Below are 21,357 nucleotides of genomic sequence, written 5' to 3' on the forward strand. Positions count from 1 at the left end.
CGACGATAATATCGATTCAGCCTGTGCAACAGGTTTTAGCAATCGCTAATATTTTAATTTTTCTGCTTACTTCTGTTATCAATCGTTATATCATTAAGGCTACTTATCAATTAGGAGTATGTGAAAATGCTAAAGAATGTTAATCCGGTCCAAACCCATGCATGGAAAGCGTTAGAATCTCATTTCGAACAGATTAAAGATAAAACTATTGAGTCCCTATTTGCCCAAGAACCTAACCGAGCAGAAGCATTTTCATTAACCTTTGAAGATCAGATTTTTGTCGATTACTCAAAAAATCGCATCACCGCAGAAACGCTGGAAAAACTACAAGCATTAGCCAAGGAGAGTCATTTAAGTGACGCAATTAAAGCGATGTTCAGTGGTGAAAAAATCAATCGTACTGAAGATCGTGCCGTGCTGCATATCGCACTACGTAATCTGTCTAATACGCCTATCTATGTCGATGGCAAAAATGTGATGGAGGATGTCAATGCGGTATTAGCCCAGATGAAAGCATTCAGTGAACGCGTGATCAGCGGCGAGTGGAAGGGGTATACTGGTAAATCGATTACCGATGTCGTGAATATCGGTATTGGTGGTTCAGATCTTGGCCCTTATATGATCACCGAAGCACTAAAACCGTATAAAAACCATCTGAATATGCATTTTGTCTCGAATGTTGATGGTACCCAGATCGTCGAAACCTTAAAACCACTCAATCCAGAAACCACGCTGTTTTTAGTCGCCTCAAAAACCTTTACCACTCAAGAGACCATGACCAATGCCGAAAGTGCCCGTGATTGGTTACTCAAATCAGCCAACGATCCAAAAGCCACGGCTAAACACTTTGTTGCATTGTCAACCAATGGTCCGGCGGTTGAAAAATTTGGTATCGATACCGCCAATATGTTTGAGTTTTGGGACTGGGTTGGCGGACGTTACTCTTCGTGGTCAGCTATCGGTTTATCAATTGTGTTATCGGTCGGATATCAGAATTTTGAGCAGCTATTAGCCGGTGCCCATGCGGTGGATAAACATTTTAGTCAGACGTCACCAGAGCAAAATATTCCAGTGATTTTAGCCTTGATTGGCCTATGGTATAACAATTTCTTTGGCGCCGAAACCGAAGCCATTCTGCCTTATGATCAATATATGCACCGTTTTGCCGCCTATTTCCAACAGGGTAATATGGAATCAAACGGTAAATATGTGGATAGAAATGGCCATGCGGTGGACTATCAAACCGGTCCGATTATTTGGGGTGAACCAGGCACCAATGGACAACATGCGTTCTATCAACTGATTCATCAAGGGACCAAACTGATTCCTTGTGACTTTATTGCGCCGGCAGTCAGCCATAATCCATTAGGTGATCACCACCCTAAACTGCTGTCGAACTTTTTTGCGCAAACTGAAGCCCTCGCTTTTGGTAAAAGTAAAGCAGCCGTTGAACAGGAGTTTATTCAAGCGGGTAAATCACTGAAAGACGTTGAGTCAATTGTGCCATTCAAGGTATTTGAAGGCAACCGACCAACTAACTCCATCTTACTGCGTGAGATCACGCCTTATAGCTTAGGTGCCTTGATTGCTATTTATGAGCACAAGATCTTTACCCAAGGCGTTATCCTCAATATCTTCAGTTTTGATCAGTGGGGCGTTGAGTTAGGTAAACAGTTAGCGGGACGTATTTTACCCGAGCTGAGTGATAATCAGCCAGTGCAGAGCCATGACAGCTCAACCAATGGCTTAATTAACCGTTATAAAAATTGGCGTTAATCAGCCAACCTTGCATCAAAAAAGCGGCTCGATAGGGCCGCTTTTTTATTGCTTAATCTGGCTGAATATAAAGGTGACCTTGGCAACAACCGGATAGCTGGTTAATAAAAAAGACGGCAAAAACCGTCTTTTTATGTGACTTATTGTATGACCAATCGTATGAACTATTTCTTTACGCGCATAATAACTGTTTTGCCAGCTTCACAAGTCCCTGACATCTTATTTAAGCTCGTAATGGCATCCATATTAGAGATAACAACCGGTGTTAATACTGATTTAGCACGTGCTTCAAGGAAGGGTAAATCGATCTCAATGATGGTATCACCCGCTTTGACCTGCTGGCCCTCTTCAACTACACGCTTGAAACCTTCACCTTTCAATTCAACGGTATCAATACCGAAATGAACGAACAGCTCAATACCTTCATCTGATTCAATTGCAAAAGCGTGATTTGTTTCGAAAATCTTACCAATTTTACCACTTAACGGTGCGACAATCTTATCGCCGGTAGGCTTAATGGCGACGCCATCACCGACAATTTTTTCAGCAAAAACGACATCTGGCACATCTTCAATTTTGACAATTTCACCACTTAAAGGGGCAAAAATTTCAATACCATCTGAATCATCAGAAACAAACTGCTTTATCTTATCGAATAAACCCATAATTGTTGCTCTCCTTTCGAATCTTACACAATTAACAAATTTGCTTTTCAGCAATATATTTGTCAACTAAATCAGCAATCTCTTTTGCGGTTGCTTTTTGTAAGGCTTGCTCTGCTAGTTGTTTTGCATCACTAAAGTTTGTATTACGTACGATTTTCTTGATCTTAGGAATAGAGATAGCACTCATACTAAACTCATCCAGTCCCATACCCAGTAGCAGTACTGTTGCCCGTTCATCACCGGCCAGCTCACCACACATCCCCGTCCATTTACCCTCTTTATGAGAGGCATCAATTACATTTTTAATCAACCCTAACACCGCTGGTGTCATTGGATTGTATAAATGAGAAATAAGCTCATTACCACGGTCAACAGCTAGCGTATACTGGGTTAAGTCATTGGTACCGATACTAAAGAAATCGACTTCTTTGGCTAAATGATGCGCAATCACCGCGGCGGCTGGTGTTTCAATCATTACGCCGACTTCAATCTTATCATCAAAGGCTTTACCTTCCGCTTTTAACTGCGTTTTTAGCGTATTGAGTTCATGTCTTAAGCTACGGATCTCTTCGACAGAGATAATCATTGGGAACATGATTCGTAATTTACCAAAAGCAGAAGCACGTAAAATTGCTCGCAATTGCGCATGTAAAATCTCTTTGCGATCCATACTAATACGAATAGCGCGCCAGCCTAAGAATGGATTCTCTTCTTTAGGCAGATTCATATACGGTACACTTTTATCGCCGCCAATATCCATGGTACGGACAATCACGCCACGTGAACCGACCGTTTCCGCCACTTCTTTATAGGCTTTAAACTGTTCTTCTTCATTTGGATAAGCATCACGATCCATAAACAGGAATTCAGTGCGGTATAGACCCACACCTTCATAACCATTGCGGTCTGCGCCACTGATATCGCGCACGGTACCGATATTGGCACACACTTCAACCTGACGGCCATCAAGCGTCGTTGCCGGTAGATCTTTCAATTTACCCAACTCATCTTTATCGTCTAAATACTGCTGCTGTACTTTTTTCAATTTATCGATAGTCGCTTCATTAGGATTGATGTAAATTTTATTATTCACACCATCTAAAATAACGAAGTCACCTTGATGAATTTTGGTGGTCGCTTTACCTGTTCCAACAATCGCTGGTAGCTCTAAAGAGCGCGCCATAATTGAGGTATGAGATGTTCTGCCGCCGATATCGGTAATAAAGCCTTTCACTTTATCTAAGTTTAACTGCGCGGTTTCAGAAGGGGTTAAATCAACAGCGACTAAGATGCAGGCTTCAGTAATTGCGCTCAGATCGACAATTTCCAGACCTAAAATATTTTTAAGCAGACGCTTACCAATATCACGGATATCCGCCGCACGCTCTTTGAGGTACTCATCATCCAAGTTTTCTAACTCTTTGGCTTGTGCTTCAAACACATTATGACAAGCTGCATCGGCAGATTCATGTTTGGTTTTGATGCGATTGATGATTTCAGACTCAAGATCCTCATCTTCAAGCAGCATGATATGACCTTCAAAAATGGCCGCTTTCTCTTCACCGAGAGTCTCTTGTGCACGCGCCATAATCGCTTGCAGCTGTTCACCCGCTTTACTACGGGCAGTCTTAAATCGGTCAATCTCTGCATTCACTTTACTATCAGAGATAGCACGTGTATTGATAACAATCGGATCTTCTTTTAATAATAGTGCTTTAGCAAAAGCAATACCAGGTGAGACGAGAATACCTGAAACCATACAATCGTTCCTTATATAATCAGTAAGTTAAAAATAGTCGCGCAAGGCGTATTATTCCAATTCTGGAATCAATTTGACTAAATGCTCAACAGCTTGTTGTTCATCGTCTCCCTCTGCGGAGATCGTAATCACAGTGCCCTGTGCTAATCCTAACGTTTGCAGTTTAAATAAGCTTTTCGCACTTGCGCTCTTATCACCTGAAGTGACGGTGATTTCGGCATTAAAAGCTTTCGCGTCTTTGACAAACTGAGCAGCCGGACGCGTATGTAATCCATGAGGTGCTGTTATCGTGACGTCTTGTTTAAACATGGGCAACTCCTAAAGTTTATTATCAGTGCCGTTCATATCACTCAAACAATCTAACCGACTTATTAAAACTGTTTTTATCATATCAGCACGATGATCAATATTTCATCATTATCGAACAATGGTTGTGGCATATTATCGCTGCGAATGTGCTCGGATACAAGTTTTTGTTACACTGGTAAAGCTTAAATTGCTTAATTATCAAAAATTTGACTAGTGTGAATGACTATTTTTTATACGCATAAAATCTTGTCGCCGTAAAAACAAACAGTACACCATTAAAAATTAATCAGCAATAGCTAAATATGTCAAGCGATAATTTTTAGCGCTCATTGCGATCATCTCAGGATTAAAATCCCATTCATCACACTGATTGATGAATGAAAAGTGAGCCCAAAATCTCGTCAGCCGTTAATTTTTAAGCAAAAAACTAATAAGTTGCTGAGAATATAAGCAAAAAATCATTTTTACATAAAATATACTGGACAAAAAGGCAATTAATGCGTACTATTCTGCCCACTTTGATAAAAGATTTTTATCGATGGTGGCTATAGCTCAGTTGGTAGAGCCCTGGATTGTGATTCCAGTTGTCGTGGGTTCGAACCCCATTAGTCACCCCATTTTCGGCGAGTAGCGCAGCTTGGTAGCGCAACTGGTTTGGGACCAGTGGGTCGGAGGTTCGAATCCTCTCTCGCCGACCACTTCTCTTTTTTAGTACTTTAATCTGTTTTTCAATTCTTAATATAATCATCTCTTTTAAATTAATATCTATAAACTATTCCATTATCTTTTTTGTCCAATCAAAAAATATTAAAAACGATTTATGTATTAAATCAAACAATTTTTATCAAGTTTAAGCGTTTTTTAGACTATTGCTTCATATGATCTGGATCTAAAGGTAAAAGATACTTTAGAACCTGCTAGCATTGATTGAAGACCATATATCAGGCAAAATAAATTATTAGTTCTGTACTTCAGGTAAACTTAAATATGAATATAGATCTTTGTAAACCCTTGGAGCTTCCTGGTGAATTTGTTGCCCGGCTTAGAGCAATAGAAAGCTCATGCCTTTCTCAAGCATGCTCAGAATCATTAGTAGAACAACGAAATATTTCTACTCTGGTTAGAGACATTGATCAGTATTGTAAAAACAATCGAATTATCGGTATTCACTACACAAGGGCTTTACCTGAGAGTATTCGCTCGAAAGGGCTATTGATTCAAACTGGTAAGGAAATAAGAGAAACGTTTTTGAATGAGCACGGACGCCTATTTTCACAAGAAGAAATACTTGCTATCAAAGAGAAATGGGATAGTTATTTTGACCATTGCCAAAGCTCCGCTAGAGATGATCGTATTTCTTTCAATTTTACAGAGACTAAACTTGGAGGCAGTGGGACTAAATATTTACTGGGATTATAGGGAGGCGAGCAAGTCAGTATGTGTTTTGAACTAGACGATCCTCTTGGCGTTAAATTGGGAGCAATTGGTGAGCCAATGGTAATTCGATGTCCACTTGATCCTAACAAAGTAAAAACCTACATTGAATATCCTTGGGGAAAAATATTGGTTTCCTCTTTTCACGCATTAATCAATCCCAAGGCTAATCGAATCGATCAAGATAGACATCAGTCGGTACCGGCCAAACCTGAGCATATCGTATCGTTAAACGTTCTAAAAAGCGAAAGCTGAGCCCATTTTTGAAATGCATTGAGTTATTCACTATTGATAAGTTATCAAGTTTTATCTTTTTTAAACAGAGTAGTCTTTCTAGGTTTAAGATATTGAAAACACAATTTTAAATATATATCACATATCAAGCAGATAAAACTTGAACCCTACCACATGACACATTAGCATAGTTTTATTCATAGCGATAAGTCCGGTTTAAAGATGAAAAGATATAAACTGATGACCCGTCAAGCGTGGCAAAAAGCACAAGCCGATGAAGCGCTGCGGCAAAGTGACAGCAATCGCCAACCTTTCGCAATAAAAACCCTATTGGATAATCGTTCGATATCACAATATCAGCGTGTTAAACACTTTTATGACGATGAGTATGATGAGATAATTCACTATTGCGTTAACCACGTTGAGCAAGTGTGTCGATCTATTTATCACACTGGAAAAACTGGGTCTATATCATGGCCGTGACTTATACAACAAACATCCTGCCCATATCGCTCGGGCGCTCAAAGAGACCATCACGTCTGAACGCGCGGTTTTAGTTGAGTTACCACCAGTTTATCATAGTGTTTTTTACCGCCCTCACGTTAAAATCATCCGTCAATAGTCACCACAGAAGCGAAAAAAACTGGCTACTATGATCCACAAGACTTCATTGAGCAGCCGAGTGCCGAGGAGGAGAACTGGATTGAGCTAGAGGTTAAGAATTTACCTTACCAGCCTTTCACCCTGTTTAATAGCAGCACCGATAATCTCATTTTTATCGGAAAATTGGATGAGAATGGCTACGTTTATGTCAAGCTCCCTTATGGTGTAAAATATGTCGATGTGCTGTTTGATCATCAAAAAGAGAAACGGGCCTGGTATTACGATGTGCCTTTACAAATACTCGGAGGCGCCCGCGATGCAGTCAAATCAAATTTAGATTTAGCCTTTGAACTCTTACAAACACGTCTGCTAATCGATCGTTTCGACGATTATATCAATCCTAATCAGATTGCGCTCGGGTGGTTAACCAGTGATAAAAGCCTCGCCGAGACGATATCAGGTCAGTACCGCTTTATTTATACTAATCTGGATAAGTTTAACAATCCAATTGAATTGCCGGCTATCGCATCAGCAGAGACCAAAACCGGAGCAATGGCTCGCGGCGTTTCACAGTTTCTGACTGATTTTATTCCCGCTTTTAAGTCGCTGAAATTTCTAAAACCGCTAGGAAGATTTAGCAAATATGGACAAGGTGTAGCAGCGGACATGATTGCCGGTGCTTTAGCCGATGTACTATTAAAATCCTTAAGAGTATTTAAATACGCACACTTTAAATCTCTATATACTGAGATCAGAACAAAAAATAAATATCGGTTAGAAGCGGTAAGCCACGAAAATCATAATGCTTATAATTACCAAAAACTAAAAGAAGCACTTCACGACCAAAATACCAATAATATGGCATGAGAAAATCCAATTCTAGCCCGAGTCATTAAAGGTGATAATGGTCAATTAAATTATGGTGTTGGTCACGCAACAATCAAAGAGGCAAATGAGTTAGGTAAAATTTGGGTTGGTGATGGTTATAGTATGACTAGTGCTGGCGGTTTGATTAGTGCGGATAAAACAAGAGGGTATAGACCTCCAATACAAAAAAGTAATACACCAACAAAATTTAATCCAACAGGAATACAAGCTAATTTTGAAACGTATAAATTTGATATCTATGGACAAAAAATCAAACTAGGTAATGGTCATTTAATAATCAATGAATAATTGGAGTATTTATGCAAGCAGAACTAAAACAAATAGATTCTTTTGATGTTGATATTAACAACTATTGTCCTGATGAAGATAGTTTTAGAATTTTAGTCACGCTATTTATCGGTCCCAAAGAGAGCAATTCAATCAACTATTTTGATTTAACTATTTGTTCCACTCAGTATTTAGACAAGCAAATATATAAACCAGAAATCTTACGTCATATGCTGGTTGTGAGGAAATTTAATTTAGATGAAATAAAAAATGAAATTAATGCATGCATTGAAAAATGTAATAGTAATACTTGGGAGGAGACTGCTCAAAAGCTATCACGATATTTTGCGTGGGAATTTGAAGACTATCAACCTTGATACACAATTCGATAAGATAAAAAGAATATGGACATATGAGACGTTTTCTTAACAAAATAAAATCTAATAGCAGAATGCGCAATAATATCCTAATAATAATCCAAACCAACCAGTAATCAGTTTTATTTTGAATCAACAATCATGCGCGGGTTGTTGATAATAGACAATCTGGTTTATTCATTCTAACACTTATAGCAGCGCTATTTAAGTCTTATGTATGATGATTATTTTAATACATTTCAATAAGATATGATTAATCTCTGACCACTAAGATAAATAGCGAATCCTATCTATACCATGGCACAAAACGCGAGGCGTTACCTGTTGATATCCGTTAAGATAGCGCCCGGTAACTGATATTAAACAGCCCATCGCTCTTTATGGCGCCAGTATCCTGAATCGCCGTTACAGCCTGTACCTAATCAAAAATTATTCATGGGATGGTTTACGCCTATCCCTTAAATAGCGCGTCTTTTGATAGCGTGATGGCCAAATCTCTTCTGGCGTCACACCCAATTTATTGGCAATGATTAATTCGCCGCGCGTCCATGAGCGCAGTAACACATTACCTAATGTGCAGGCCGCGTAACCAGACTGACGTGATAAAGCGGAAAGGGAGGTGCCCTTCTTTTTGAGTCCGGCAATGATGTCGGCTGGATGCCAATCTTCTTGATTCATATTTGTTACCTCATGATGTTCGATAACCAATACTACGATAAACGTAGTATGCAAAGCAACAAAAAATTACGACTATCGTAGCATTTCTTTATGGATCCGATTTAACCGACTTATGACGTTACAGAATAAATACCAACATCTCTTTTGCCGACGTTTAAAACAGGCCAGACTGCGCAAAGACCTGTCGCAAAAACAGCTGGGTATTGCCGCTGGGATTGATGAGTTTGTGGCCAGTACTCGTATCAATCGCTATGAAAAGGGTATTCATGAAGTAAATCTTGAAACTGCCGGCAAACTGGCAGAAGTACTAGGTGTGCCACTGGCCTATTTTTATGCCGAGAGCGATGGCCTGGCGCAGCTGATTCTTGACTATGCACACAGCCAGATAGATAAGTAGATAAGTAGATAAGTAGATAAGTAGATAAGTAGATAAGTAGATAAGTAGATAAGTAGATAAGTAGATAAGTAGCAGTTTATTCTTGCTTGACGATAAGGCAAGCAGAATCATTCAAGCGCAGACGATCGCCTTACCCACTCATCGTAGAATTTGTCTCGATTGAGAAAATAGAACGCGAAACTGCCGCGTTCCATCACACTAGTTAAGCCATTGTATCAAACAGGTCTTTGATTCCATAAACGGCACTGCCAGCTATACTGATTTTTTTCAAATATCGACAGACTGCCGGTTTTCACTTTTAATGACGCGCTACCGATAAACTGCTGATAATCCGCGGCATCTAAAATATGCGGCGCAAACCGAATAATACCGTTAGAGGTGACCACTAGCACCGTTTCATTATCCGCGATCTGGTCAGCAAAATTTTGCCAGGTCGTGATAATACTGCCGACATCCACCTGCCAGCCATCGGGCACCGTGGCGTCACGATTCCAGCGTTCGATGACCGCACTACCGGCATCGATAATTGCAGTTGGCGTGGGCTGCCTATCGCCTTGTCGCGCCAGCGCATGACGACCTAATCGTTCAATCACCTGCGCCTCAGGTTTATCTTCATCAGGACCGTAATCAATTTCCAGAAAGTCCGCCAAAGGCTCAACCGGTAATGCTTGCCCAGCTTCAGCCAGAATTAACTGTGCTGTTTGCAGAGTTCTTTTTAACGGTGCTGCATAGACTTTACTCAGTATGATCTGCTGCTGACGCAAATACTGGCCAATCTGCCGGCCCAGAGCCTCTTCCACTAGCGGTAAGTCAGTATGGCAACCGACACGAGTTGGGGTCTGATCAGCAGTAAAGGTGTTGCCATGCCGGGCAATAATCAGTCGTTTCATCTTGCGTTAACACCCTTAATTAAGATCAAGCTCACCAAATTCAGCCAGAATTTGCTCAACGCGAGCCACGTCATCCGGTGAATCAACGCCACTGGTGGTCTTACGGCCACGATAGTCGACTTCAACCATCTTCACTTTTAGGCCATTTTCCAGAAAGCGCATCTGCTCAAGCCCTTCAATATAGCTTTTTTCACACAGCGATTCAGGCAGCGAAAAATAAGCCTGTAACGCCGCATAAGTATAGCCATACAGGCCAACATGCCGTTTAACCGGACTCATACTGAGCTGTTTTTTCGCTTCGCTAAGCTGACGAATCGCCGGCAAAATATTTTTTGAAAAGGCCATGGCAAAGTGATCTTTATTAACCAGCACGCTGGTGCCGGAATAAGGGGTGATTTTTTTATGCTGGACAAAGCGGTCATACTCATCCCAGCTTAATTGAATATAGGGGGTAAAAATATCGGCAGCCACCGTACGCCACTGATCAATCAGCGCTTGAATCACATGGGGTGGGCATAACGGGTTGTCACCTTGCAGATTGATCACAAACTGCGGTTTTATCGCTGACTGGCTCACCACATCCCATGCGCGTTCAGTGCCACTTTGACAAGATGCCGCGGTCATGTTAACCGGCAGATCATACTGCTGACAAAAAGCCATAATACGCTCATCATCCGTGGCCACCACATAACCACAATCGGCATTTTTCAGACAAATGCTGCGCGCAATATCGGCAACCCGTCGTAACATCTCAATGCCCGCTATCTTAACCAGCGGTTTACCCGGAAAGCGAGAAGAGCTATATCTGGCCGGGATAACAATCATAATATCTTTCATGCTATTTCTCTTGTTCTAAAATGCAGTACATTCAATTCAGTTAATCGCCGACTATTTTGAACTAACAATACCGTAATGCCTAGTAAATTTTTGCAGAGTACAAAGCCGAATCAAGAGACTCAGCCCTTGATCTATTTATCCAGCATAATCTTTAAGATCTCTTTATCGGTGGTCTGCATGCCCTGATTGGCTAATCGGCCGACCATCTGAATAGTTTTAGCCAAATCATATTTGATAATACCGTCACCGGCCGACAGCACATTATCCAGCATGGCCATCTCATGACAGGTGATTGCGGTATCCACACAGGTCGCAATTTTAGAAGCACAAGACGCTTTAGCGCCATCGCAAATCATGCCCGATAGCGTGCCGAGCGTATTGATAACGGCCGCTTCAATCTGGCTGTCCGTACCGCCTTTAAGCAAGGTGATGCCGGCCGCGCTACCACTGGCGGCGCATACTACGCCACAATAAGCGGACAGTTTACCAATATAGGATTTTTCATATAGCGCAATCAGGTTACTTAAAATTAAGGCACGATAAAGCTGCTCCTGCGAACAGTCCAGCGCACGGGCATAAGTAATAATCGGCAGTGATACAGTTAAGCCTTGATTACCACTTCCGGAATTAATCATCACCGGCAAATCGCAGCCACTCATACGCGCATCCGAGGCGGCTGCGGTCACCGCTTTGGCGCGATTTTTTAGACTATCCTCAGAAGTCATCATAATGACTTTGCCGACATTGACGCCATAAGGATTTTTTAGCCCCTCTGCGGAAATCTGCGTATTACAAGCAATCGCTTTATCCAGTAAATCCACAATTGGACTGTAATCAGCCTGACGCGCAAAGGCAATAATCTCATCAATCGCAATATTATCAAGTAAACTGGCCTCGACTAACTGCGCAGGGGCAGCGGTTTGCGTCTGCAGTACTTCACCATTTTTTATCACCTTCACCACCTGAGTATGGTTATCACGAATCTCGACACTGACGCTGTTTTCTTGTGCATAACCGGTAATGATAATATGTAAAGTTGAGGTGCTTTCTAGGAGCTTAACCTCACAAAGGTGCTTTTCCAGCAGTGATTGACAGGTTTTTGCCTGAGACGGCGAAACCGCTGAAAGCACCTCGAGTTTTTTATCTGCATCACCAAAATAGGCGCCGACTAAACAAGCTGCTTCAATCCCCTTCATGCCGCCTGAGTTAGGCACAATCACGCTTTTCACGTTTTTGATCATATTGGCACTGCATTGTGCCAATAGCCGTTCCGGTACCTGCCCTAAATGCTGGGTCACTAACGCCGCAGCATACGCAATCGCAATGGGTTCGGTGCAGCCCAAGGCTAATACCATTTCATCACGTAATAATTTGATTAATTTTAATTCGCAGGTCATATCAATACTCATATTGGGTTGGGTTCGATGCTATTCAGGTTCAAGAGATTGCAAGTTGTGTGCCAATCTACGCTTATTCAGTCAATAAAACAGTAAAACACGCTATTTAACCGCTCAATACCGGTGTAGATGAGCTAAAAACACGCGAGTAAATCGGCAACTTTTCTCAAGCTGACTACTGTAACAGATTTAATTTCTTATTTTTAAGAAATTAAAGCTAAATAAAAGATGAAAAAGGGCAATCAGCCGAGTTCAAAGGCGATTTATCGGATCATGTCAGCCGGTAAAAAGTAGGTTAGATACAGTATAAAAAGAGGGCGCAGGGAGGAATTCCGATAAACAGGAATAATTTTCTTATATTTAGGAAATTGAGTTAAGCGTCATTACATGGAAACCGCGCTCACTTAATCGAGATGATATTGTGCCATTTTACGATAAAGCGAGGAGAGCGAAATACCTAATTTTTGGGCAAGCTGGCGTTTATCTTCGGTGGTCGGCGCATCAACGAGCATCACTTTGAGTAACTGACGCTCCTGCTCAAGCATTAAATCTTTCAGGGACAAGTCTGTGCCAAGCTCAATAAAGTTTTTCGAGACTAAATGTGCCGGTAGATCGCTTAAATGAACGGCGCCCTGTTCTTTGATATTCACCAGATACTCAACCATATTTTTTAATTCACGCACATTACCCGGCCAGTCGTAAGCGATTAAAGTTTGCAGCACTTTTTCATCTTGCAGGGTGATCGATTTTTTTAAGGCCTGATTGAAATAGGCCAAAAATTGGCTAATCAGTAAGGGAATATCTGATTTTCTTTCGCGTAACGGCGGGATCGTCACCGGAATGACATTAATCCGATAGAACAGATCCATACGAAACTTTTTCTCTTCTACCAGTTTAAGTAAATTTTGATTGGTGGCACAAATCACCCGCACATCGACCGGAATATCTTTTTTACCGCCAATACGCTGAATCACTCGCTCTTGTAGTACCCGTAATAACTTGGTCTGTGCTGAGAGAGACATTTCGCCGATCTCATCAAGAAATAGCGTTCCGCCATTGGCCAGTTCAAATTTGCCCATATGACCTTGTTTACTTGCCCCGGTAAACGCTCCCGCCTCATAGCCAAAGAGCTCACTTTCAATCAAACTCTCAGCAATGGCGCCACAATTCACCGAGACCATCATATGCTTAGCACGGTGACTACGCCGATGAATGGTTTTCGCCAGCACATCTTTGCCGGTACCACTTTCACCAGTAATTAAAATCGTCGATGCCGAATCACACACCCGATTAACCAGCGACATCATGGCTTCAATACAGGGATCATGGCCAATAAACCGCGGTAGATCTTGCTGCTGACGCGTGATAGCCATCACCTCATCGAGCTGCTCACCTAATTGAATGTTCTGTTTCAGCGTCAAGAGCTTGCTCTCAAGTAGGGAGCTCATGTGCTTAAGAAAGATTTCAAAATTGGTGTTATTGGCCAGTAAATTATGTTTTGATTCTTCAGAAAAGGCAATCAAGCCAATTACGCCGGCGACCTCATTTTCATAGAAAATAGGGTAGGCAATATCGGCCAGTTCGGTACATTCCTGGCAAAAAGCACACTGAGCACATAGCACATTGTGCTGAGATTTGGTCATAATGCCGGGCTGGCCGGTTTCAATTACCTTACGATAAAAAGCGCCATGATTAATCACTTTACCAATCTGCTCGGAGTAGAGATTGGTGCCGCCAATCCGCACCAAATCCTTATCCACGACAGTCACACCAACATTTAAAATAGCCGAAATGGCATCGACATAAGATTGGATAAAATCCTGAATCTGAATCAAGGGAATGGACATGTGATATAACGCTCGTTATGCTTGCGAGGTTACTTCACTAAACCAGTGATCAAGCTTGGCTTTCAGCTGTTCGACACCCTGTTTTTTTAACGATGAAAAGGTTTCAACTGTGATATCACCCTGGAAAGGTAATATCGCCTCGCGCACCATATTCAGCTGTTTTTTCTGCGCACTACTCGATAGCTTATCGGATTTAGTCAGTAACAGTAATACCGGTAAACCCACCGATACCGCCCAATCAATCATCTGCTGATCGAGGTCTTTAAGGGGATGCCGGATATCCATCAACACCACTAAACCTTTTAAGCTTTCTCTTTTCTGCAGATATTCGCCTAATGATTTTTGCCATTTCTGTTTTACCGCTTCAGGCACTTCGGCATAACCATAACCGGGTAAATCGACAATACGACAATGGTCTTCGACTTCAAACAGGTTAATCAGCTGAGTTCGCCCTGGCATTTTACTGGTTCTGGCTAAACTTTTTTGGTGGGTTAAGGTATTTAAGGCACTGGATTTACCGGCATTTGAACGACCAGCAAAAGCAATTTCAACACCGCTATCAACCGGTAAATGTGAAATATCGGGTGCACTGGTTACAAAATGAGTTTTTGCATAATTTAAACTACGGACTGTCGCCACAAGTTGGCTCCTATGTTTGATTATTGGCTTTGTCTGATCTTATTCACTCAGGCGACACAATCTATCACCTGCCATCGGTTATTTATCCCGATAGCCATGCTGATTCACACATTGAAAGCAGCCTATTTTAAGGCTGAATACCTTGATGGATATGATGACAGCGCGAAGATCCCACTCATCATCAAAAACCAACGATATTGCGTCACTATGGGCGGTAATTTAACATAGTTGCCGACACATCGCTATCAATCGTCAGCAAAGTGATCGTAAAAACCGGCAAATCACGCTTCCTGAGCGTTCGCTCATCAGCATATAATCAGCGCATGGCTCCTGACACAACCAGCACAAGTTAGACCTGTCAAGAGGCGGGATTGGCAAACCGTGTAAACTAAGCCTGGACAATCTTGGCGACGGCTTTGGCAAAACGATTCATGCCATCTTTAATCTCTTCATCAGTAATCACTAACGAGGGAGTAAAGCGTAAAATATTCGGGCCCGCATTAAGGATGAGCACCTTAAATTCAGCCGCCACTGCTAAGAAATGGCTCGATTTATCATGATATTGAGGACTCAGTTCCGCGCCAAGCAATAGGCCTTTACCACGATACCCGGTAAATACCTTAAATTGTTGATTAATGGTCTCGAGCTGCTCAATAAAAGCATTGCGACGGGCAGCAACCCCTTTAAGCACTTCTGGCGTATTGATGACATCAAAAACCGCCAGTCCCACCGCACAGGCTAATAAATTGCCACCATAAGTGGTACCATGCACACCCGGGTGCATCACCTGGGCCACTTTATGGGTGGTTAACATGGCACTAATCGGAAAACCGCCGCCGAGTGCTTTAGCGGAGGTTAAAATGTCTGGTACCACCCCATAGTCCATATAAGCAAATAACGATCCGATTCGTCCCATCCCACACTGCACTTCATCAAACACCAGCAGGGCATTAAATTGGTCACATAGCTGCCGCAATCCTTGCAAAAATTCCGGTGTCGCTGGTGTGACGCCACCTTCACCTTGAATCGGTTCAATCACCACTGCGCAGGTATGGTCATCCATCACCGCTTTGACGGCCGCAAGATCATTAAACGGCACATGGATGATATCGGCCGGCTTAGGTCCAAAACCGTCAGAATATTTGGCTTGTCCGCCTACGGATACGGTGAATAGCGTTCGACCGTGAAAGGCTTGATAAAAGGCAATGATTTTGGTTTTATAGGGACTATAGGTCTCAATCGCATAGCGGCGCGCGAGCTTAAAAGCGGCTTCATTAGCCTCGGCACCTGAATTAGCAAAAAAGACCCGATCGGCGAACGTATTCTCCGTCAAACGCTGAGCGAGCTTTAATGCTGGTTCATTGGTAAACACATTACTGACATGCCATAGTTTATGACTCTGCGCTTTTAAAGCACTGACCAATTTGGGATGACAGTGACCAAGTGCATTGACCGCAATACCACCAGCAAAATCAATATACTCATTATGCTGCTGATCCCAAACCCGACTACCTTCACCTTTCACCGGAATAAAAGGTGCAGGTGCATAAACAGGTAAAATGACTTTATCAAACAGCGCTCGATTTACAGATTGGTCAATTGACTGAGGCATAATCTTCTTCCACTTAAAATGATTAAAGATGTGATGATCTTATTGTAGAGAGAAGGATAAAAAATACAATATATTTATTCACTATTAATGAATGAAAATTCAATTAATATTTTCAATGACGCGCTAATATTTACTTTATAACTACTCGATTATTGCTATAATTATTTTTTATTTTGGATCAATATACGATGAACAGCTCAGCAACAGGACTATCTCCATGGCTTATGATATTAATGGCATTTGCAACGGGTATCACTGTTGCTTCTAATTATTATGCTCAGCCACTGTTACACTCCATCACCAGCGATCTTAGTGTCTCAATGGAACATGCGGGTATTATTATCACCATAGCACAATTTAGTTACGCATTAGGACTCCTATTTATCACGCCATTAGGTGACAAATTTGAGCGGAAATCACTGATTCTGGCACTGATGCTATTATCTACTTTGGGATTGGCTATCAGCGCAAATGCAACTTCGATAGAGATGCTACTCGTTGGCACAGCGATTGCGGGCCTATTTTCAGCGGTTGCTCAGGTACTCATCCCGTTTGCTGCCACGATCGCCACACCCGCTTCACGAGGCCGGATTGTCGGGGTGTTGATGGCCGGACTATTATTAGGTATCTTACTGGCCAGAACCTTTGCAGGCACGGTTTCAAGCTTTGGTCAGTGGCGAACCGTCTATGCTGTTGCAGCACTCATTATGGCACTGGTCACGATCTGCCTGGCAATATCCCTGCCACGCTTTAGTCACAAAATAAATATTAATTACTGGCGATTGATTGGTTCTATTGGTTCACTATTTATTCAAGAACCGATACTACGTATTCGGGCTTTAATGGGTGGTATTGCCTTTTGTCTGTTCTCGTTACTGTGGACACCGTTAGCCTTTTTACTCAGTGCTGAGCCTTATCACTATTCTGATTTTATCATCGGTTTATTCGGTATCGCGGGCGCTGCAGGTGCACTGGCCTCACCAATTGTCGGTCGCTTATCCGATAAAGGCAGGGGTATCTTAGTGACCACCGTTGGGCTCGTTGCGCTACTCATTGCCTGGCTGCCGCTCTCATTCGCGCAATCCTCGTTATGCTTATTAATTTTAGGTATCGTGGTGATTGATTTTGCTGTACAAGTGACCCATGTCTCGTGCATGAACGCGATTTATCAAATTCGTCCGGAAGCACGCAGTCGCATGAACTCTGGTTATATGGTGAGTTATTTTATTGGGGGTATGATCGGTTCAATCAGTTCAACCTATCTATTTAGCTTGTATGGCTGGCTAGCAATTGTCTACGCCGGTTCTGGGCTAGCCATTTTAGCGCTCATGATATGGGTTGGGTATGTAAAAGCAGTCAACCGATGCCAAAAATAGTGATAAAAACAGATAACGCGCTATTTTTATTAGATATTTATCAATTATTGTGATTTTTTCTTAACGCGTTATCGCTTTTCTCAGCCGCCAGTCGATGGCCTTTTTAATTGCATGTCGAGCAAAATAGATAAGCGATAGCAACAAGCAACAAGCAACAAGCAACAAGCAACAAGCAACAAGCAACAAAATAATTCAATAAAATGAGGCTAAACGCTAGATCCTTTGAATAGAAAGGTTACAATAGATGCCGACCTTAACTGATGAATGGATAAGCCCATGGCACAATATGTTTTTACCATGAACCGCGTCGGCAAGATTGTTCCGCCGAAACGCTATATCTTGAAAGATATTTCTCTAAGTTTTTTCCCTGGGGCAAAAATTGGTGTACTTGGCCTGAATGGTTCAGGTAAATCAACCCTGTTACGCATTATGGCCGGTGTCGACACTGAAATTGAAGGTGAAGCACGCCCACAACCGGGTTTAAAAATCGGCTACTTACCACAAGAGCCAAAACTGAATCCTCAGCAAACCGTGCGAGAAGCGGTTGAAGAGGCGATGAGTGAAGCGAAAAATGCCTTAGCCAGACTTGATGAAGTTTATGCCGCTTATGCCGATCCCGATGCCGACTTTGATAAACTTGCTCAGGAACAAGCTCAGCTTGAAGCCATCATCCAAACCCATGATGCCCATAATCTCAACAATCAACTTGAGCGAGCCGCTGATGCCTTGCGCTTGCCAGATTGGGAGACCAAAATTGAATTCTTGTCCGGGGGTGAAAAACGCCGCGTTGCATTGTGTCGTTTGTTATTAGAAAAACCGGATATGCTGCTGCTCGATGAGCCAACCAACCACTTAGATGCCGAATCTGTAGCCTGGTTAGAGCGTTTCTTACATGATTATGAAGGTACTGTAGTTGCCGTCACCCATGACCGTTACTTCCTGGATAATGTCGCGGGCTGGATTTTAGAGCTCGATCGTGGTGAAGGGATTCCTTGGGAAGGAAACTACTCTTCCTGGTTAGAGCAGAAAGATCAACGTTTAGCACAAGAAGCCTCAGCTGAAGCGGCGCGTCGTAAATCGATCGAGAAAGAGCTTGAGTGGGTACGTCAAAACCCTAAAGGTCGTCAGGCAAAAAGTAAAGCTCGCTTAGCCCGCTTTGATGAACTCAATAGTACTGATTATCAAAAACGCAATGAAACCAATGAGTTATTTATTCCACCTGGGGCACGTTTAGGGGATAAAGTCATCGAGGTCTCCCATCTGACTAAATCTTATGGTGATCGGGTATTAATTGATGATCTCTCCTTTACCATTCCTAAAGGGGCTATCGTTGGGATTATTGGCCCCAATGGTGCGGGTAAATCAACCCTATTCCGTCTGCTATCCGGTAAAGAGCAAGCCGATTCAGGTTCTATTACGTTAGGGGATACGGTTCAGCTCGCCGCAGTGGATCAGTTCCGTGATAGCATGGATGATAAGAAAACCGTTTGGGAGGAGATCTCTCATGGTCAGGATATCATGCGTATCGGTAATTTCGAGCTGCCAAGCCGCGCCTACGTCGGTCGATTTAACTTTAAAGGTATCGATCAGCAAAAACGCGTCGGTGAATTATCGGGCGGTGAGCGTGGCCGCGTCCATCTGGCGAAACTGCTACAGGTTGGTGGTAACGTATTACTACTCGATGAGCCAACCAATGATCTTGATGTGGAAACATTACGGGCACTGGAAAATGCACTACTCGAATTTCCGGGCTGTGCATTAGTGATCTCACATGACCGCTGGTTCTTGGACCGTATTGCCACCCATATTCTTGATTATCAGGATGAGGGACATATTGAGTTCTTTGAAGGTAACTTTACCGAATATGAAGAGTGGAAAAAACGCACGCTAGGTGCGGAATCGGTCGAACCCAAACGTGCCAAATATAAGCGCATGGTAAAATAGTTGAATACTCAGCTAACAATTAAAAACGCTGTCCCAATAAAAAGGCCTGTAAAAACAGGCCTTTTTTATCCGAAACCGAAGTCATTATGGTTTAAAATCAAACATATTTTTACCATAATCCATTGGCGACAGACCAAAATAGTGAGCAATCGTCTGACCAATGTCGGCAAACGTATCACGCTGACCTAAATCCGTGACCGGTAAAGCCGGACTATAGACTAACACCGGAATAAACTCTCTGGTGTGATCAGTACCGTGCCAGGTTGGATCACAGCCATGATCAGCCGTAAAAATCAGCATATCATCCGCTTGGATCAGGGCGAGTAACTCAGGTAATCGGCGATCAAATAACTCCAAAGCCGCGGCGTAACCACCGATATCTCGTCGATGACCGAAATCTGAATCAAAATTGACAAAATTGGTAAAGACAATCGTATTATTCTGCGCTTTTTTAACTTCATTGAGCGTTTCGTTAAATAGGGCGTCAATACCAGTCGCTTTGATTTTATGCGTAATCCCCACATGCGCATAAATATCGGCAATCTTACCAATAGACACGACTCGGCCCTGTTTCTCCTCAACTAATTTTTGCAAGACCGTCATCGCAGGTGGCTCTACCGCATAGTCATGTCGATTACCGGTACGACTAAAATGGCCCTTTTTATCACCAATAAAAGGACGCGCAATCACACGACCAATATTATAATCGCCCTCATTGAGCGCTTGACGAACCAGTTCGCACAACGCGTATAAACGTTCCAGACCAAAGATTTCTTCGTGAGCGGCGATTTGAAATACCGAATCTGCTGAAGTGTAAAAAATAGGCTTGCCAGTGCGCATATGCTCTTCACCTAACTCATCGAGTACCACCGTACCTGATGAGTGGCAATTGCCCAAATAGCCACTCAAATTGGCTTTAGTGACAATAGTGTCTAGCAAAGGCTGTGGAAAGCTATTTTGTGTATCACTAAAATAGCCCCAGTCAAACAGTACCGGTACACCGGCGATCTCCCAGTGCCCTGAAGGCGTATCTTTACCTGATGAGATTTCGGCGGCATAGCCATAGGAACCGATCAAATTGGCCCGTTCATCCAAGCCAATCGGGAACCTACCACAGGCACCCAGAGCCGCTTTACCTAAGCCTAACTGACTTAAATTGGGTAAGGTCAGCGGAAAGGGCGTGCCATCAGGATGCTGACGATGCTGGGCACACCATTTTGCGATATGTCCCAGCGTGTTAGCGCCATGATCACCAAATTTTTCAGCATCGGGTGCATGACCAATACCAAATGAGTCGAGCACCATAATAAAAACACGTTTCATTTCACTTCCTCCGCTGAAATAAGCCATCGCCGGTTTAGATCGCGCTATTTTTGAAGATTTCATCTATGCAATGTCACATAAGCCAGTCATGTGAAAACGACGGCT

The 21,357-nt window shown here is 42.6% G+C and carries 21 protein-coding genes and 2 tRNA genes; 12 read left to right on the forward strand and 11 right to left on the reverse strand.

Features of this window, described 5'->3' with window-relative positions:
• The first annotated feature begins 126 nt into the window (after positions 1–126).
• On the forward strand, positions 127–1,776 hold the full coding sequence (gene pgi, locus RHO15_00955; protein WVD64114.1) for a glucose-6-phosphate isomerase: 1,650 nt from the start codon (positions 127–129) through the stop codon (positions 1,774–1,776).
• A gap of 164 nt (positions 1,777–1,940) precedes the next feature.
• Here pgi and crr read toward each other — a convergent pair whose 3' ends face one another.
• The 3 genes from crr to ptsH are packed head-to-tail and all read right to left on the reverse strand — an operon-like array spanning position 1,941 to position 4,509.
• A complete protein-coding gene (crr, locus tag RHO15_00960; GenBank protein WVD64115.1) occupies positions 1,941–2,441 on the reverse strand; it encodes a PTS glucose transporter subunit IIA in 501 nt (166 codons plus the stop codon).
• 31 nt (positions 2,442–2,472) lie between these two features.
• Entirely contained in the window at positions 2,473–4,200 is a 1,728-nt protein-coding gene (ptsI, locus tag RHO15_00965) for a phosphoenolpyruvate-protein phosphotransferase PtsI (GenBank protein WVD64116.1), read from the reverse strand.
• A 51-nt stretch (positions 4,201–4,251) separates the two neighbouring features.
• On the reverse strand, positions 4,252–4,509 hold the full coding sequence (ptsH, locus tag RHO15_00970; protein WVD64117.1) for a phosphocarrier protein Hpr: 258 nt from the start codon (positions 4,507–4,509) through the stop codon (positions 4,252–4,254).
• Between the two features lie 541 nt (positions 4,510–5,050).
• Here ptsH and RHO15_00975 point away from each other — a divergent pair.
• The 8 genes from RHO15_00975 (at position 5,051) to RHO15_01010 (ending at position 8,312) form a co-directional block, all read left to right on the forward strand.
• Positions 5,051–5,126 (forward strand) — tRNA-His (locus tag RHO15_00975).
• A 4-nt stretch (positions 5,127–5,130) separates the two neighbouring features.
• Positions 5,131–5,207: transfer RNA gene (locus RHO15_00980), tRNA-Pro, on the forward strand.
• A 289-nt stretch (positions 5,208–5,496) separates the two neighbouring features.
• A complete protein-coding gene (locus tag RHO15_00985; GenBank protein ID WVD64118.1) occupies positions 5,497–5,928 on the forward strand; it encodes a hypothetical protein in 432 nt (143 codons plus the stop codon).
• Between the two features lie 18 nt (positions 5,929–5,946).
• Positions 5,947–6,198 carry a hypothetical protein gene (locus RHO15_00990; protein WVD64119.1) on the forward strand — a complete coding sequence of 84 codons (252 nt, stop codon included), beginning with the start codon at positions 5,947–5,949 and terminating at the stop codon, positions 6,196–6,198.
• 201 nt (positions 6,199–6,399) lie between these two features.
• The gene (locus RHO15_00995; GenBank protein ID WVD64120.1) at positions 6,400–6,660 is read left to right on the forward strand and encodes a hypothetical protein; all 261 of its coding nucleotides are present in this window, start codon (positions 6,400–6,402) and stop codon (positions 6,658–6,660) included.
• Between the two features lie 303 nt (positions 6,661–6,963).
• The gene (locus tag RHO15_01000; protein ID WVD64121.1) at positions 6,964–7,647 is read left to right on the forward strand and encodes a hypothetical protein; all 684 of its coding nucleotides are present in this window, start codon (positions 6,964–6,966) and stop codon (positions 7,645–7,647) included.
• Positions 7,648–7,770: 123 nt separating this feature from the next.
• Complete coding sequence (locus RHO15_01005) at positions 7,771–7,956, forward strand: hypothetical protein (GenBank protein WVD64122.1); 186 nt, start codon at positions 7,771–7,773, stop codon at positions 7,954–7,956.
• A gap of 11 nt (positions 7,957–7,967) precedes the next feature.
• Complete coding sequence (locus tag RHO15_01010; GenBank protein WVD64123.1) at positions 7,968–8,312, forward strand: immunity 8 family protein; 345 nt, start codon at positions 7,968–7,970, stop codon at positions 8,310–8,312.
• 429 nt (positions 8,313–8,741) lie between these two features.
• Here the strand turns inward: RHO15_01010 and RHO15_01015 are convergent, their stop codons facing one another.
• Positions 8,742–8,990 (reverse strand): helix-turn-helix transcriptional regulator, encoded by a 249-nt coding sequence (locus RHO15_01015; protein ID WVD64124.1) that lies wholly within the window; start codon positions 8,988–8,990, stop codon positions 8,742–8,744.
• Between the two features lie 112 nt (positions 8,991–9,102).
• Here RHO15_01015 and RHO15_01020 point away from each other — a divergent pair, with 112 nt between their 5' ends.
• Positions 9,103–9,387, forward strand: coding sequence for a helix-turn-helix transcriptional regulator (locus tag RHO15_01020; protein WVD64125.1), 285 nt, complete (start codon positions 9,103–9,105; stop codon positions 9,385–9,387).
• A gap of 215 nt (positions 9,388–9,602) precedes the next feature.
• Here RHO15_01020 and RHO15_01025 read toward each other — a convergent pair whose 3' ends face one another.
• The 6 genes from RHO15_01025 to RHO15_01050 all read right to left on the reverse strand — a co-directional run bounded on the left by RHO15_01025 (position 9,603) and on the right by RHO15_01050 (position 16,609).
• The gene (locus RHO15_01025; GenBank protein WVD64126.1) at positions 9,603–10,277 is read right to left on the reverse strand and encodes a histidine phosphatase family protein; all 675 of its coding nucleotides are present in this window, start codon (positions 10,275–10,277) and stop codon (positions 9,603–9,605) included.
• 15 nt (positions 10,278–10,292) lie between these two features.
• Entirely contained in the window at positions 10,293–11,114 is an 822-nt protein-coding gene (locus RHO15_01030) for a manno-octulosonate cytidylyltransferase (protein WVD64127.1), read from the reverse strand.
• Between the two features lie 131 nt (positions 11,115–11,245).
• A complete protein-coding gene (locus RHO15_01035) occupies positions 11,246–12,511 on the reverse strand; it encodes an L-serine ammonia-lyase, iron-sulfur-dependent, subunit alpha (GenBank protein WVD64128.1) in 1,266 nt (421 codons plus the stop codon).
• A 404-nt stretch (positions 12,512–12,915) separates the two neighbouring features.
• Positions 12,916–14,358: a sigma 54-interacting transcriptional regulator gene (locus RHO15_01040; GenBank protein WVD64129.1), complete on the reverse strand. Its 1,443-nt coding sequence runs from the start codon at positions 14,356–14,358 to the stop codon at positions 12,916–12,918.
• Positions 14,359–14,373: 15 nt separating this feature from the next.
• The gene (gene yihA / locus RHO15_01045) at positions 14,374–14,997 is read right to left on the reverse strand and encodes a ribosome biogenesis GTP-binding protein YihA/YsxC (GenBank protein WVD64130.1); all 624 of its coding nucleotides are present in this window, start codon (positions 14,995–14,997) and stop codon (positions 14,374–14,376) included.
• A 388-nt stretch (positions 14,998–15,385) separates the two neighbouring features.
• Positions 15,386–16,609 (reverse strand): aspartate aminotransferase family protein, encoded by a 1,224-nt coding sequence (locus tag RHO15_01050; protein ID WVD64131.1) that lies wholly within the window; start codon positions 16,607–16,609, stop codon positions 15,386–15,388.
• A 233-nt stretch (positions 16,610–16,842) separates the two neighbouring features.
• Here RHO15_01050 and RHO15_01055 point away from each other — a divergent pair, with 233 nt between their 5' ends.
• Together RHO15_01055 and ettA are read left to right on the forward strand one after the other, a co-directional pair.
• Positions 16,843–17,985, forward strand: a complete 1,143-nt coding sequence (locus RHO15_01055) for an MFS transporter (GenBank protein ID WVD64132.1) — start codon at positions 16,843–16,845, stop codon at positions 17,983–17,985.
• 276 nt (positions 17,986–18,261) lie between these two features.
• Entirely contained in the window at positions 18,262–19,929 is a 1,668-nt protein-coding gene (ettA, locus tag RHO15_01060; GenBank protein WVD64133.1) for an energy-dependent translational throttle protein EttA, read from the forward strand.
• 84 nt (positions 19,930–20,013) lie between these two features.
• Here the strand turns inward: ettA and RHO15_01065 are convergent, their stop codons facing one another.
• A complete protein-coding gene (locus RHO15_01065) occupies positions 20,014–21,252 on the reverse strand; it encodes a phosphopentomutase (protein ID WVD64134.1) in 1,239 nt (412 codons plus the stop codon).
• Positions 21,253–21,357 lie beyond the last annotated feature (105 nt).

This window comes from Orbaceae bacterium lpD01 (assembly GCA_036251705.1).
Taxonomy (GTDB): domain Bacteria; phylum Pseudomonadota; class Gammaproteobacteria; order Enterobacterales; family Orbaceae; genus Utexia; species Utexia brackfieldae.

Excerpts from the sequence above, each read along its gene's own strand:
- pgi (WVD64114.1), top strand. The coding sequence starts at position 127 with ATGCTAAAGAATGTTAATCCGGTCCAAACCCATGCATGGAAAGCGTTA.
- crr (WVD64115.1), bottom strand. The coding sequence starts at position 2,441 with ATGGGTTTATTCGATAAGATAAAGCAGTTTGTTTCTGATGATTCAGAT.
- ptsI (WVD64116.1), bottom strand. The coding sequence starts at position 4,200 with ATGGTTTCAGGTATTCTCGTCTCACCTGGTATTGCTTTTGCTAAAGCA.
- ptsH (WVD64117.1), bottom strand. The coding sequence starts at position 4,509 with ATGTTTAAACAAGACGTCACGATAACAGCACCTCATGGATTACATACG.
- RHO15_00985 (WVD64118.1), top strand. The coding sequence starts at position 5,497 with ATGAATATAGATCTTTGTAAACCCTTGGAGCTTCCTGGTGAATTTGTT.
- RHO15_00990 (WVD64119.1), top strand. The coding sequence starts at position 5,947 with ATGTGTTTTGAACTAGACGATCCTCTTGGCGTTAAATTGGGAGCAATT.
- RHO15_00995 (WVD64120.1), top strand. The coding sequence starts at position 6,400 with ATGAAAAGATATAAACTGATGACCCGTCAAGCGTGGCAAAAAGCACAA.
- RHO15_01005 (WVD64122.1), top strand. The coding sequence starts at position 7,771 with ATGACTAGTGCTGGCGGTTTGATTAGTGCGGATAAAACAAGAGGGTAT.
- RHO15_01010 (WVD64123.1), top strand. The coding sequence starts at position 7,968 with ATGCAAGCAGAACTAAAACAAATAGATTCTTTTGATGTTGATATTAAC.
- RHO15_01015 (WVD64124.1), bottom strand. The coding sequence starts at position 8,990 with ATGAATCAAGAAGATTGGCATCCAGCCGACATCATTGCCGGACTCAAA.
- RHO15_01020 (WVD64125.1), top strand. The coding sequence starts at position 9,103 with ATGACGTTACAGAATAAATACCAACATCTCTTTTGCCGACGTTTAAAA.
- RHO15_01025 (WVD64126.1), bottom strand. The coding sequence starts at position 10,277 with ATGAAACGACTGATTATTGCCCGGCATGGCAACACCTTTACTGCTGAT.
- RHO15_01030 (WVD64127.1), bottom strand. The coding sequence starts at position 11,114 with ATGAAAGATATTATGATTGTTATCCCGGCCAGATATAGCTCTTCTCGC.
- RHO15_01035 (WVD64128.1), bottom strand. The coding sequence starts at position 12,511 with ATGACCTGCGAATTAAAATTAATCAAATTATTACGTGATGAAATGGTA.
- RHO15_01040 (WVD64129.1), bottom strand. The coding sequence starts at position 14,358 with ATGTCCATTCCCTTGATTCAGATTCAGGATTTTATCCAATCTTATGTC.
- RHO15_01050 (WVD64131.1), bottom strand. The coding sequence starts at position 16,609 with ATGCCTCAGTCAATTGACCAATCTGTAAATCGAGCGCTGTTTGATAAA.
- RHO15_01055 (WVD64132.1), top strand. The coding sequence starts at position 16,843 with ATGGCATTTGCAACGGGTATCACTGTTGCTTCTAATTATTATGCTCAG.
- ettA (WVD64133.1), top strand. The coding sequence starts at position 18,262 with ATGGCACAATATGTTTTTACCATGAACCGCGTCGGCAAGATTGTTCCG.
- RHO15_01065 (WVD64134.1), bottom strand. The coding sequence starts at position 21,252 with ATGAAACGTGTTTTTATTATGGTGCTCGACTCATTTGGTATTGGTCAT.